At 42.1% G+C, this 13678-nt stretch carries 12 protein-coding genes; 2 read left to right on the plus strand and 10 right to left on the minus strand.

The features are described 5' to 3' along the window. Positions 1–43 precede the first annotated feature (43 nt). The 9 genes from BMZ22_RS02560 to BMZ22_RS02600 all read right to left on the minus strand — a co-directional run bounded on the left by BMZ22_RS02560 (position 44) and on the right by BMZ22_RS02600 (position 10757). Positions 44–475, minus strand: a complete 432-nt coding sequence (locus BMZ22_RS02560) for a BrxA/BrxB family bacilliredoxin (protein ID WP_090080805.1) — start codon at positions 473–475, stop codon at positions 44–46. Between the two features lie 173 nt (positions 476–648). Next, a complete protein-coding gene (locus BMZ22_RS02565; RefSeq protein ID WP_090080810.1) occupies positions 649–1911 on the minus strand; it encodes a dihydrolipoamide acetyltransferase family protein in 1263 nt (420 codons plus the stop codon). Between the two features lie 25 nt (positions 1912–1936). After that, positions 1937–2920 (minus strand): alpha-ketoacid dehydrogenase subunit beta, encoded by a 984-nt coding sequence (locus BMZ22_RS02570; RefSeq protein WP_090080814.1) that lies wholly within the window; start codon positions 2918–2920, stop codon positions 1937–1939. A 14-nt stretch (positions 2921–2934) separates the two neighbouring features. Beyond that, positions 2935–3927, minus strand: coding sequence for a thiamine pyrophosphate-dependent dehydrogenase E1 component subunit alpha (locus BMZ22_RS02575; protein ID WP_090080817.1), 993 nt, complete (start codon positions 3925–3927; stop codon positions 2935–2937). Between the two features lie 34 nt (positions 3928–3961). Then, entirely contained in the window at positions 3962–5383 is a 1422-nt protein-coding gene (lpdA, locus tag BMZ22_RS02580; protein WP_090080823.1) for a dihydrolipoyl dehydrogenase, read from the minus strand. Next, positions 5367–6491 carry a butyrate kinase gene (gene buk / locus BMZ22_RS02585; RefSeq protein ID WP_090080827.1) on the minus strand — a complete coding sequence of 375 codons (1125 nt, stop codon included), beginning with the start codon at positions 6489–6491 and terminating at the stop codon, positions 5367–5369. The genes lpdA and buk overlap by 17 nt, the downstream gene beginning before the upstream one ends. 31 nt (positions 6492–6522) lie before the next feature. Then, positions 6523–7620 carry a Leu/Phe/Val dehydrogenase gene (locus BMZ22_RS02590; protein ID WP_090080831.1) on the minus strand — a complete coding sequence of 366 codons (1098 nt, stop codon included), beginning with the start codon at positions 7618–7620 and terminating at the stop codon, positions 6523–6525. 60 nt (positions 7621–7680) lie between these two features. Beyond that, the gene (locus tag BMZ22_RS02595; protein WP_425434265.1) at positions 7681–8595 is read right to left on the minus strand and encodes a bifunctional enoyl-CoA hydratase/phosphate acetyltransferase; all 915 of its coding nucleotides are present in this window, start codon (positions 8593–8595) and stop codon (positions 7681–7683) included. 113 nt (positions 8596–8708) lie between these two features. After that, complete coding sequence (locus BMZ22_RS02600) at positions 8709–10757, minus strand: sigma 54-interacting transcriptional regulator (RefSeq protein WP_090080834.1); 2049 nt, start codon at positions 10755–10757, stop codon at positions 8709–8711. A 219-nt stretch (positions 10758–10976) separates the two neighbouring features. Between BMZ22_RS02600 and BMZ22_RS02605 the strand changes: the two genes are divergently transcribed. Next, positions 10977–11210: a DUF2627 domain-containing protein gene (locus BMZ22_RS02605; RefSeq protein WP_090080840.1), complete on the plus strand. Its 234-nt coding sequence runs from the start codon at positions 10977–10979 to the stop codon at positions 11208–11210. Positions 11211–11259: 49 nt separating this feature from the next. Continuing rightward, positions 11260–12606, plus strand: coding sequence for an aspartate kinase (locus BMZ22_RS02610; protein ID WP_090080845.1), 1347 nt, complete (start codon positions 11260–11262; stop codon positions 12604–12606). A 127-nt stretch (positions 12607–12733) separates the two neighbouring features. Here BMZ22_RS02610 and spo0A read toward each other — a convergent pair whose 3' ends face one another. After that, positions 12734–13516 (minus strand): sporulation transcription factor Spo0A, encoded by a 783-nt coding sequence (spo0A, locus tag BMZ22_RS02615; RefSeq protein WP_090080852.1) that lies wholly within the window; start codon positions 13514–13516, stop codon positions 12734–12736. Positions 13517–13678 lie beyond the last annotated feature (162 nt).

Here is a 13678-nt window from a genome sequence, read left to right on the forward strand (position 1 = left end):
CCCGTTGATGTTGAGACAGCCTCATTCCATATTTTTAGTATGTTTAAACCTCTTCACAATGTTCATCGAAAACTTTTTGCAGCTTGCCGACAACATCCATTGCACTGTAGCCTTCAATCTCAGAGCGTTCGAGCATTGTAACGATTTTACCGTCCTTCATAAATGCGAATGAAGGGGAAGACGGTGGATAACCTTCAAAGTACTCCCGTGCTTTTTCAGTTGCATCCCGATCTTGTCCAGCAAATACTGTGACTAAATGATCAGGCCGCTTGTCGTAATGAATCGCGTTCATCGCTGCTGGACGAGCCACGCCGCCGGCACAGCCGCACGTCGAATTGACCATAACCAGGGTGGAACCTTCGCGCTTCATTGCCTCATCAACTGATTCAGGCGTTGTCAGTTCCTCATAGCCTGCTTCCCTTACGTCCTCACGCGCAGCGTTTACCACGTCGTTCATGAATACGTTAAAATCCATTTATGTGTCCATCCCCTTTTAAATAATAATTAATGTTGCCTACAATTAGCTTATCAATTTTATTACCGGATTTCAATTTTGAAAACTTCTGTAAAATGAACTCTGTTATTCTTGTTCACTTCATTGCCATCAATCAAACTCAGATTGCAATGACCTGTATTAAGCAACATTACTTAATAGACCTTCGTCGTCTCTGCGTTTATATTCTCTGTTATTTCTTTAACTCGCGCCAGGAATTGTCCAACTATTAAACCGTCAAGCACACGATGATCGAGGGACAAACAAAGATTAACCATGTCGCGGGCAGCGAACATATCGTTTATAATAACCGGCCGCTTTACAATTGATTCTACTTGCAGTATAGCAGCCTGCGGGTGATTAATCACACCCATGGACTGGACTGAACCGAACGAACCCGTGTTGTTAACAGTAAATGTCCCCCCTTGCATATCCTCTGATGTCAGTTTACCGGCCCTGGCACGCGCTGCCAGATCATTGATATCTCTTGCAATGCCCTTGATACTTTTCTCATCTGCATTTTTAATAACCGGCACAAACAGCTCGTTATCTTTCGCAACGGCGATGGACAAATTAATCGCTTTATGCTGAATGATTTTATCCCCGGCCCACGTGCTGTTTAGTTGTGGAAATTCTTTTAAGGCTTGTGCCACCGCTTTTACAAAGAAAGCGAAAAAGGTAAGGCTGTAGCCTTCATTCTGTTTAAACTCATCTTTTAGTTTATTACGATAACTGACGAGATCTGTAACGTCAGCTTCTACTGCCATCCAAGCATGCGGTATCTCAGTTGTCGATTTCACCATATTTTGAGCAATAGCCTTTCTGACACCGGAAACCGGAATTTCAATATCCCCCGCCTTTGCAGCCGGCTGTGATTCTGAAGATTTTTCAGGTTCTTTAGCTTTTTCCTGCACAGTTTTCTTACTTTCAGCGGCTGCGTGTCCGGGCTTTTGACCCGAAGTGATCAGTTTCTCAATATCTTTTCGGGTGATACGCCCGCCTTTTCCTGTTCCTTCAACTTGCTGCAAATCAATATCATTTTCTTGTGCCAACCGCATAACGGCAGGTGAATAGCGTTTCTTCATTGACGTGTCACTTGATGCTTCTTGTTCCTGGTTAGCTGCAGGCTGTTTTTCCTTTTCTGGCTCTGCATCGGTCGTGCCGGGGTCAGACCCTTCTTCTGTCTCGATATAGCCCATAAGGTCCCCGACTTGAAGCGTGTCACCTTCATTCGCTGCAAGTTCCTTGATGACACCGGTAAACGAAGACGGAACTTCAGCATTAACCTTATCCGTCATAACCTCTGCTATGGGATCGTATTTATTGACTTTATCTCCCACTGCAACCAACCAGGAACTGATTGTGCCTTCTGTAACACTTTCGCCGAGTTGTGGCATGTTAATTTTCTCGGTTGCCATTTTTATCCCTCCTCTGAATTAGTCTTTAAAATTCAGCCAGTTCACGTATGGCATGTTCGACCTTATCCGGATTGATCATAAAATACTTTTCCATTGTTGGCGAGAATGGCATGGCTGGAATATCCGGGCCAGCCAGTCGTTTAATTGGCGAATCTAAATCAAAAAGACAATTCTCCGCAATAACGGCAGCGACTTCTCCAATAATACTGCCTTCTTTATTGTCCTCAGAGATTAGAAGCACTTTCCCAGTTTTTTGGGCCGCTTCGACAATAGCTTCTTGATCAAGCGGATAGACTGTGCGCAAATCAAGTATATGGGTATCAATTCCTTCTTCTTCAAGCTTTTCAGCAGCCTGTAAAGCAAAATGAACCGCTAACCCATATGTAATAACCGTGACGTCCGTTCCCTCCCGCTTAACATCTGCTTTACCTATTGGAAGCGTATAATCATCGTCCGGAACATCACTTTTAAGCAATCGATAAGCCCGCTTATGCTCAAAGAATAACACCGGATCATTATCCCGAATGGAAGCTTTCAATAATCCTTTGACATCATAAGGCGTTGATGGCATAACAATTTTCAGTCCCGGCTGATTTGCAAAGATTGATTCTACGGATTGCGAATGATATAACGCCCCATGAACGCCGCCTCCATAGGGAGCTCGTATTGTCATTGGCACATTCCAGTCGTTGTTTGAACGATAACGCATCTTAGCTGCTTCAGAAATGATTTGGTTTACAGCGGGCATAATAAAGTCCGCGAATTGCATTTCGGCTACAGGACGCATACCATACATAGCAGCACCAATACCAACCCCTGCTATGGCTGATTCCGCAAGAGGCGTATCGAGCACGCGATATTCGCCAAACGTTTCATGAAGTCCTTTTGTGGCGCCAAAGACGCCGCCTTTTTTTCCAACATCTTCTCCTAAAATAAATACTTTTTCATCACGTTCCATTTCTTCTCGCAACGCAGATGTAACTGCCTGAATATATGACATAACTGGCATGACTGACGTCCCCCCTATTCTTCATAAACGTAATTAAGTGCGGATTCAGGTTCAGGATATGCTGCACTTTCAGCATAGTCTGTTGCTTCATTTACTGTTGAATCTATGTCAGCTATAAACGCTTCTTCCATTTCCTCTGTGAGAATACCTTCCCCTTTCAAATAGGCAGCATATGAAATGATGGCATCCTTTTTCTTTGCTTCTTCAACTTCAGCACTTTCGCGATATTGACGATCATCATCATCGCTTGAGTGAGCAGTAAATCGATAAGAGATGGCTTCAACTAATGTCGGTCCTTCACCGTTCGACGCGCGATCTCTTGCTTTTTTAACTTCCTCATATACTGCTAAAGGATCATTGCCGTCAACCGTTACACCAGGCATTCCATAACTTTCTGCCCGGACGGAAACATTTCTGCTTGCAATTTGTTTTTCCAATGGTACCGAAATGGCATATTTATTGTTTTCCACCATTGTTATGACCGGCAGTTTATGAACACCGGCAAAATTCAAGCCCTCATGGAAATCACCTTGATTGGTTGACCCCTCGCCAAGTGTCACAAATGCTGCAAAGTCTTTCTGCTCCATCTTGGCTGCTAAAGCAACGCCTACAGCATGTGGCAGCTGAGTAGTAACCGGCGATGACTGGCTTAGTATCCGATTTTCCTTCTGCCCAAAGTGACTTGGCATCTGTCTGCCACCGGAATTGGGGTCTTCTGCTTTTCCAAACGCAGAAAGCATTAACTCTTTTGCAGTCATTCCAAACGCAAGAACTACACCCATATCTCTGTAATAGGGCGCTGTATAATCCTTATCACGATTCAATGCAAATGAAGCTCCGACCTGTGAAGCTTCCTGACCCTGACACGAAATGACAAAAGGAATTTTTCCTGCACGGTTTAAGAGCCACATACGCTCATCAAGTTTACGCGCCAAAAGCATATGTTTATAAATATCAAGTGCTTGTTCATCGGTTAAGCCCAATGATTCATGGCGGTTTTTTGCCATTTTCATTCCCTCCTTTTAATACTTTAGTACAATTCTATCCATGAATTTGGTTTCCTTCGACTGCCATTGCTGCTTCTCCCATTACTTCTGACAATGTAGGGTGCGGATGAACAGTCTGTGATATCTCCCACGGCGTTGCGTCCAGCACTTTGGCTAAACCAGCTTCTGATATCAAGTCGGTAACATGTGGTCCAACCATATGAACACCTAATATGTCATCTGTTTTATTATCTGAAATAATTTTAACGAATCCATTCGACTCACCATACACCAACGCTTTGCCTATTGACTGAAATGGGAATTTACCAATCTTTACCTCATATCCTTGATCCCTGGCCTGTTTTTCAGTCATACCGACACTGGCAGCCTCCGGGCTGGAATAAATGCACGATGGAATTGTATCGTAATCGAGCGGGATGGGGTCTTTATCCGCCATATGCTCGACGGCCGTAATGCCCTCATGCGATGCAACATGCGCCAGCTGCATTCCACCTATCACATCACCAATTGCGTAGATGTGAGTTTCTTTCGTCTGGAAAAATTCATTTGTTTGAATTACACCATTCTCCACTATAATATCGGTATTTTGCAGGCCAATATTGGAGGTATTCGCTTGTCGACCGACAGATACCAGCATCTTCTCTGCTGTGAACGTTTCACTGGTCCCTTCGATTTCAGCTTCAATTGAAATGCCGTTCTTTTTTTGAAGCGTTTCAGGCAGTATTTTAGCACCTTTTACAAATCGAACACCCTTTTTACTCATTAATTTTTCAATTTCGTTTGCAACTGATCCATCTTCAGTTGGCAAAATTTGGTTGAGGTATTCAATAACCGTGACTTCAACACCAAAGTCTGCCAGCATGGAAGCCCATTCAATACCAATAACACCCCCACCGACGATAACAAGTGAGGACGGCAATTTATCCATATGAAGTGCTTCATCCGAACTCATCACGATATCTCCATCGATATCAAGCCCCGATAATGACTTCGGTTTTGAACCTGTCGCAATTAACACATTCTTAGGAACAATCATTGTATTTTCCTCACCGTTATCATATTCAATCGAAATTGTTCCAGGCATAGGCGAGAAAATACTTGGTCCCAATATTCGCCCAAAGCCTTCAAACACGTCAATTTTTCCCTTTTTCATAAGTCCTTGGACACCTTGATGGAGCGTACTGATAATCCTGTCTTTCCGCTCCTGTACTTTAGGAAAATTCAATGCCACATCATTTGTATCAATACCATAATCACTTGCTTCTTTCGTCTGCTTATAAACTTCAGCACTTCTTAGCAAGGATTTAGATGGTATGCAGCCGTGATGCAGGCAAGTACCGCCAAGCTCGTTTTTCTCAACAATTGCTACTTGCATTCCGAGCTGTGAAGCGCGAATCGCCGCTACATAGCCACCTGTGCCTCCGCCTAGAACAACTAAATCATATTCTTGAGCCATTAGCTGAATGCTCCTCTCTCTGATTAATTGAAGGATAAGTCTTTGCTTGCTCCTGTCCCTTGAGCACACGTAATGCGCCTTTGTTAAGCGCTTCCAATTCATCTTCCCCGGGATAGATAACTATATCTGCAATCCAGTCGATACGATCGGTTATCATTTGAACAAACTGTTTCCCATAAGCCAATCCTCCAGTTAAAACAATCGCATCAATGCCGCCTCGCAGCACTGTGCTCATTGCACCAATTTCTTTGGCAATCTGATAAGCCATTGCATCATAAATTTGAGAAGCATAGCGGTCACCATTGCTTATCATACGCTCCACCTTAACAGCATCATTTGTCTTCAAATAAGCCATCAGACCACCGCCGCCGATGAGCTTTTTCATAACTTCTTCCCGATAATACTGTCCGGAAAAGCACATGGATACCAGATCGCCAACAGGGGTTGTCCCAGCCCGCTCCGGAGAGAACGGGCCTTCGCCGTGAAGCCCGTTATTCACATCAATGACTTTCCCTTGCTCATGTGCTCCGACAGTTATCCCGCCGCCCATATGCGTCACAATAAGGTTTGATTCAGTATAACTTTTTCCAATGTCTTGAGCTGCTTTTCTTGCCGCAGCTTTTTGATTCAATGCGTGAAAAATACTTTTCCTAGGTATTTCCGGAACGCCTGATATTCGTGCTACTTCATTTAGTTCATCCACTACCACCGGATCAACAATAAAAGCCGGTATATTTAACCCTGTTGCTATGTCATGTGCAATCATGCCTCCTAGATTAGAAGCATGTTCGCCAATATAGCTCATTCTTAAATCTTCTAGCATAGCTGCATTCACTTCGTACGTCCCGCCTTCGATTGGACGCAGGAGGCCTCCTCTGCCGCACACGGCGTTCAACTTGGAAATGTTTATGCCTTCATAATCCAACTGTTCCAATATAACACGTTTTCTGTAGACATACTGATCAATAACGCGCTTATAGTGGGATAAATCTTCAATGCTGTGACGCATTGTTTTTTCAAATATACAGTGTTCATTGTCAAAAACACCTATTTTGGTAGAGGTTGATCCTGGGTTTATAACCAGCACCCTGAGTGGCTTCTGTGACAACGGAACATACCCCCGTCTCTTCTGGATTAAATTAACGTCTGCTTAATGTATGGTGACCATTTAATAAAAATTGACTGCGTGATTTTCGCAAGGATTCAATTCGTTCTTCGGCCAGGCGATCAGCTGCGGTATGTGTTGGGATGTTATCCCGTCGTGAAATATCAAAAACGCGACTTAAGTTATCATAGATTGATTCAACTTTTTTCATGGCTCTTGTTTTATTATAGCCGTTTAATTCATCAGCAACATTAATGACGCCGCCTGAATTAATGACGTAATCCGGCGCATAAACAATCCCCATTTCATGAATCATATCGCCATGAGCATCTGTTTTAAGTTGGTTATTGGCTGAACCAGCAATAACGCTTGCTTTTAACTGCGGAATTGTTTCGTCATTGATTGTTGCTCCGAGCGCACATGGCGCGTAGATGTCACAGTCCACACTGTAAATAGCATCAGGCTCAACCGCTTTCGCACCAAAGTCATTTACTGCTTTATTAACTGCATCGTCATTAATATCAGTCACAATAAGACTTGCGCCTTCCTCATGCAAATGTGTGCACAAGGCATAAGCCACACTGCCAACACCCTGAACGGCAACAGTTTTTCCTTCCAGTGAATCATCACAATACGCTTCCATAGCTGCGGCTTTCATTCCTTTATAAATGCCATATCCCGTTACCGGCGATGGATTGCCGCCCGAAGAGCCGTTTTCAGGTGAAATACCAGCCACATAATCGGTTTCCAAATGAATCAGATCCATATCATCTACTGTTGTCCCCACATCTTCAGCTGTAATATAACGACCATTAAGGCCTTGAATATATCGGCCAAAAGCACGGAACATTTCCGGGTTCTTATCTTTTTTAGGATCTCCGATAATAACCGTTTTGCCGCCTCCCAGGTTCAATCCTGCTGCAGCATTTTTATAAGTCATGCCTTTGGCAAGTCTTAACGCATCCTCAATCGCATCCGCTTCAGACGCGTATGTCCACATCCTCGTACCGCCCAGAGCCGGCCCAATGGTTGTATCGTGGATTGCGATAATCGCTTTCAATCCTGAATTTTTATCCTGACAGAACAACAGCTGTTCGTAGTCATATGTTTCCATATAATTAAAAATTTCCACTTTAAGTTCCCCCTTATAATAGGTCTCATTATAAATTGATTTTCAACACTTTATGTGTTTTTAAAATGTTTTCGCTGCAACTAGCGCCAATGCCAGTGAATTCAATTTATCTTCACTTGAATCAGCTCGTGACGTAAGTACAATTGGTGCACGGGCCCCGCTGATAACCGAGGCAACATTTGCACCGGCAAGGTACATGAATGATTTATAAAGCATATTGCCCGCTTCAATGGCAGGTACCACTAATATATCGGCTTTACCGGCAACTTCTGATTCGATTCCTTTAAGGCGGGAAGCTTCTTCAGAAATCGCGTTATCCAAGGCTAGTGGTCCATCAACGATGCACCCGGTAATCTGGTTGCGTTTTTGCATTTGTGTCAAAACAGCTGCATCCAGCGTTGCTTGCATGTCCGGGTTAACCGACTCTACAGCCCCGAGAACTGCCACCTTTGGACTGTCCCAACCCACCCCCTGGGCCACTTGTACAGCATTTTCAATGATAGTCGTCTTATCTTCTAAATCGGGCGCAATATTCATAGCTACATCAGTTAAAAAGATAAGCCGATTTTGGTTTGGAATTTCAAACAGGGCAACGTGTGATAAGCTTTTGCTTGTTCTTAAACCAATTTCTTTACTAAGCACCGCTTTTAACAAGTTTCTTGTTGTGACATTACCTTTCATTAGAATATCTGCTTTACTATCATGCACGGCTTTGACTGCTGCTTCTGTTGCATTGCCCGCCGAATGCATAATTTTAATTCTTTCGTTTCCGATATCAAAATCCAGCACTTCTGCCGTTTTTCGAACTTCTATCTCATCATCGAATAATAAAAATGAACACATGCTCTCTTCAGCCGCAATTTTGATTGCTGACAGAACGGATTCATCTGCTGCATTGGCTACAGCTGTAACTGATTTGTTTTCCGCGCTTGCTTGTTGCCTTATTTCTTTTAAATCCTGCCAAATAGGTACCACCTCTCATATATTTATGCAAAAAGCATGCCAAGGTCTCAATTGTGGAAGCGCTTCATTCAAAGGATTTATATCGTGCAATATCTTGCCTGTCATGAAAAAAAATGCATGCTATTTTATTCAATCCCGTGCTTTTCAATCTTATAGTAAAGATTCCGTATTGAAATATTCAATGCTTTAGCTGTTTTCGTTTTATTGTGATGATGTTCATTTAACACACGCTTAATATACGCTTTTTCATAATTATCCATAGCCTCCTGCAGCGTTTCATCTTGAGCAACAACCGGTACCGAGGACTGTTCTGGCAATTCATCTGTTCTTAAATTTGGGAGATGCTTTTTATTAATCGCATCTTCATTCATATCCATGTAAATCATAGCTCGTCCGATGATGTTCTCCAGCTCACGAACGTTTCCGGGCCATTCATAACGTTTTAAATAGGATATAGCTTCCTCATCGATCGATTTCATATTCCGACCATAGTCTTGATTAATTTTTTGGATTAGAAAGTCGATAAGTTCAGGAAGGTCTTCAATTCGCTCTTTCAGCGACGGTATGTAAATTGGAAGCCGATTAAGACGATAGTACAAATCCTCGCGAAATGTTCTGTTCATTATTGCCTTTTCAAGGTTAACGTTGGTTGCAGTAATCACTCTGACATCAATTGTAACAGGTGATGAGGCACCAACTCGTATGATTTCCCCCTCCTGCAGTACACGAAGCAGTTTGGCTTGCATATGGAGAGATAATTCACCTATCTCATCAAGAAAGATACTTCCCATATTTGCTTCTTCGAAAAAACCCCTTTTGCCGCCCTGTTTTGCACCAGTGAATGCACCTTCTTCATAGCCGAATAATTCGCTTTCTAAAATATTTTCAGCAATGGAAGCGCAGTTCACTCGAATAAATTTATTATGTTTGCGGTCACTTTCATTATGTATAGCGTGAGCAAACAACTCTTTACCTGTCCCTGAATCTCCGCGCAGAAGAACGGTTGCCGGGGTTTTTGCTCCCACTTTTGCTTGTTCTAAAGCGATTTGCATTTCGGTAGAAGAGCCTATAATATCATCGAAAGTATATTTAGCTTCCAAATTACGAATAATTCGCCTGGCCCGCTTTAGCTCACTTGTCAATGTTTGAATCTCTGATACATCATGCAGAACACCGACACTTCCTTTTATTTTGCCGTCAACGATAACGGGAGCAACATTAACGAGTACTTCTTTTCTGGACGGACCTACTTTCATTCGCACCCCGCGGACCGCCCGTCGGGTTTGAAGTACTTTCATATGCATACTTTCCCCTTCAGTAATGTCCGCAGTGGCAGGTTTACCAATAATGTCAGAATCGCGCAGACCCGTGATGCGCGTGTAGGCAGGGTTAATCATAATGCCTGTTCCGTTTTCATCTACAACGCTGATGGCTTCGTCTGACGAATGGATGATTGCTTCAAGCAGTATTTTTATCTCTTTAAGATCAGTATTTTCTTCTGCAAGGTTCATGACTTCGGTAATGTCTTTAAAAACCGCGAATGCCCCAACAACCATTTCCTCTGAATTTATTATCGGAATTCGCGTCGTAATAATTTTCTTGCCGTTTTCAAGAACGAGCCGCTGGTTGACTTCCTTTCTTCGTGATCGCATCACGTGGGGAAGTCGTGTTCGGGCGATAACATGTTTGATATTCAGACCGTTAAAATTTTCTTTATCCAACCCGATAATCCGTTCCGCACTTTTATTAACGAATTGAACCATCTCTTGCTCATCCACTACAATCATACCGTCATGAATGTTATTGAGGATAAGTTCCTGGTTATTCGTCTCTAATTTTAATCTTTCAAGCAGTGACTCTTTTTCTTCCATTAATTCCGAAATAATATACGCAACACTGCCCGGGATGACGACTGTCTTTCTGTTCCGTTTTTCAAGCAAATATTCAAGTACCTTCTCATTACCTGTTGCTTCAACTATGATATCGACATCGCCCTGCAGCCACTTCGTAAAATCTGTATCAATCGGTATGCCATGCTCAGCTGCCAGTTTTAATCCTTTGGCATCCGGATTCGTATCCGTAACGCCAATGATATTCATTTTATTAGTGTTAGATAGAATTTCTAACAGAGCACTGCCGCCTTTTCCCGCGCCGACAATAAGCACACGCTTCACACATACCCCCCCAATCACTGCAAGATATTGCGCAATTTAAGCATACGCTAATCTGCACTATAATTCAAATCGTAATCGGCTATAAATTCTTTAACTGCAGTGTTCATATTTCTCACAGATTTTGCTATAATTAAAACAGTCTGTCTTACATAGGCATGTGTTGAAAAAGTGTGTTAGTGTACTTTTTGCACAGCCTTACAACAAGGGAAGTGCAATATTATGATTCGAATCATTGCGGTGCTTATGCTGCTGGTCCCGGGTCTGATTTCCGCGTACGGCATTAAGCTTATGCGGGATACACTATTCAATGAATTTCACCCCATTTTCTTTCATAATAGTGTTCAATTTATGATAGGTCTTCTATTATTTCTTGGCGGAATTTGGTTTATCGGCGGTTTTATCGTATATCGTGACAGAAAAAAGCAAAAGGAAAAACAGAATAACTATAATTGAATATTTATAGGCATAAGATTTTTAACGACTAATGATGGAGAGGTGTAGCATGAAAGTAGCAAAATTCGGGGGAAGTTCCGTCGCAAGCAGTGAACAAATTAAAAAAGTAGGATCCGTAATTGGTGATGATCCCGACAGAAAATTTGTTGTTGTATCAGCACCAGGCAAGCGGTTTTCGGGTGATACCAAGATAACTGATCTTTTAATTGAACTCGATGAACTAGCTGAAGATAACAAAGATACCCAACATAAAGTAACCGAGATTATGAAACGTTTTTCCGAGATTGTTGAAGAACTTCAAGTTTCAAAAACTGTCTTGGATAGTATTGAAAACACCATTCACAGTACTCTGAACAGTGATTGGACAGGACAAATGAAAACAGATGCACTAAAGTCAATTGGTGAAGACAGCAGTGCCAAAATTGTCAGTGAATATTTAAAAACTCAAGGGTTGAATGCTGAATACGTAAACCCGCAGGATGCAGGAATCATTGTCAGCAATGAGCCGGGCAATGCACAAGTTCTTCCAGAGAGCTATGAAAAACTATACACGATGAGACAAAAAGACAGCATTAGTGTCATACCTGGTTTCTTTGGCTATGCAAAAAGCGGCCAATTGATAACATTCCCTCGAGGCGGCTCAGATATTACAGGTTCAATTGTTGCCGCCGGCGTACAGGCAGATTTATATGAGAATTTTACAGACGTTGATTCCGTGTATGTGGTGGATCCGAGAGTGATTGAAAATCCTGAGGAAGTAACAAAACTGACATACAAGGAAATGCGTGAACTATCCTATTCCGGCTTTGGTGTTTTTCATGACGAAGCACTTATGCCTGCCTTTCAAGCTGAAATACCTGTATGTATCAAAAATACGAACAATCCATCCAGTTCCGGCACAATGATTGTCTCTGAAAAAGACCCTGACACCCGGTGTGTAGTTGGTATTGCTGCCGACACAGGTTTTTCTAACTTATACGTCAGTAAATATTTAATGAACCGTGAAATCGGTTTTGGCCGGCGATTACTGCAAATACTGGAGGAAGAAGGCATTTCGTTTGAACACGCACCTTCAGGTATTGATAATATGTCTGTTATCATCCGGGACAATCAGCTGACGGCTGAAAAGGAACTGAATGTCATTAATCGTATTAAAAGTGAATTGAATCCAGAAACGATTTCAATCGATTACGGTTTCGCAATGATAATGGTAGTCGGTGAAGGCATGATGAATGCTGTGGGCATAGCAGAGAAATCAACAGCGGCTTTTGCCGAAGCAAATATAAGCATCGAAATGATCAACCAGGGGTCATCGGAAGTATCAGTCATGTTTGGTATTCGAAAAGACAAACTGGATTTGGCTATAAAATCATTGTATAATAAATTCTTTGAATAAAAACCTGAATGCGGCATCGCCGCATTCAGGTTTTTATTTAGGACCGTTACTAAAAGGTCATTATTTATGACGCAAAATCCATAAACTGTGACAAAGTGCTTGTTGATTTTTTGCTGGTGAATGGATTTTAACTGGCTTTATGTTCCAGACGCAAACGGTCGGCGACCATTGCGATGAATTCGCTGTTGGTCGGTTTTGCCTTTGAAATGTTCACGGTGTATCCGAACATGGCTGAAATTGATTCAACGTTACCGCGGCTCCAAGCAACTTCAATCGCATGGCGAATAGCTCTTTCAACACGAGACGCAGTTGTATTAAACTTTTTGGCAATGTCCGGGTAAAGTACTTTAGTGATTGAACCCAACAACTCGATGTCATTATAAACCATTGTAATGGCTTCTCTTAAATACATATAACCTTTAATATGAGCCGGAACGCCAATTTCATGGATTATATTTGTTATGCTCGTTTCCAGATCCCTTTTCTTTCTTTCTTTGCCATTTGATCGTTTTGGAGATGCCTGATTAGTCGTTTTGACCCCTTGAACTTGTCGGATCTGCTCTGCCAAATTATCCAATTCAAACGGTTTCAAAATAAAGTATGAGGCCCCTAAATCTACAGCTTTTTTCATTACTTCTTCCTGTCCAAAAGCTGTCAGCATAATGACGTTTGGTTTATTTCCGTTCTCTGAATCACGAATTGTGTTTAACACACCTAAGCCATCAATATGCGGCATAATAATATCTAAAACGAGTACATCCGGTTCCGTTTCTTCGAGCATTTCCAAACATTCCCGGCCATTATAAGCTATCCCTGAAATTTCTATATCCGGCTGTTCGTTAAAATACTCCTCCATTAATTCGATAAGTTCCCGATTATCATCAACTAAGCAAACTGAAATTTTTTCCACAAAACTTCCTCCTTTAATTCGAGCATTCTCCACGTAATGTATTCGACATAAGATCCACATATCCTTCTTTTGTTTAAAAAACTTTAAAAATTTCTTGTTATCCGCGTTATATCTGTAATTTACTCTTAATATCGACTGCATTCGATGTATAATGACAGGGCT

The organism is Lentibacillus persicus (assembly GCF_900112705.1).
Classification (GTDB): domain Bacteria; phylum Bacillota; class Bacilli; order Bacillales; family Amphibacillaceae; genus Lentibacillus; species Lentibacillus persicus.

What these genes read in the sequence shown, in the direction of transcription:
- BMZ22_RS02560 (WP_090080805.1), bottom strand. Translation starts at nt 475, where the DNA reads ATGGATTTTAACGTATTCATGAACGACGTGGTAAACGCTGCGCGTGAG.
- BMZ22_RS02565 (WP_090080810.1), bottom strand. Translation starts at nt 1,911, where the DNA reads ATGGCAACCGAGAAAATTAACATGCCACAACTCGGCGAAAGTGTTACA.
- BMZ22_RS02570 (WP_090080814.1), bottom strand. Translation starts at nt 2,920, where the DNA reads ATGCCAGTTATGTCATATATTCAGGCAGTTACATCTGCGTTGCGAGAA.
- BMZ22_RS02575 (WP_090080817.1), bottom strand. Translation starts at nt 3,927, where the DNA reads ATGGCAAAAAACCGCCATGAATCATTGGGCTTAACCGATGAACAAGCA.
- lpdA (WP_090080823.1), bottom strand. Translation starts at nt 5,383, where the DNA reads ATGGCTCAAGAATATGATTTAGTTGTTCTAGGCGGAGGCACAGGTGGC.
- BMZ22_RS02605 (WP_090080840.1), top strand. Translation starts at nt 10,977, where the DNA reads ATGATTCGAATCATTGCGGTGCTTATGCTGCTGGTCCCGGGTCTGATT.
- BMZ22_RS02610 (WP_090080845.1), top strand. Translation starts at nt 11,260, where the DNA reads ATGAAAGTAGCAAAATTCGGGGGAAGTTCCGTCGCAAGCAGTGAACAA.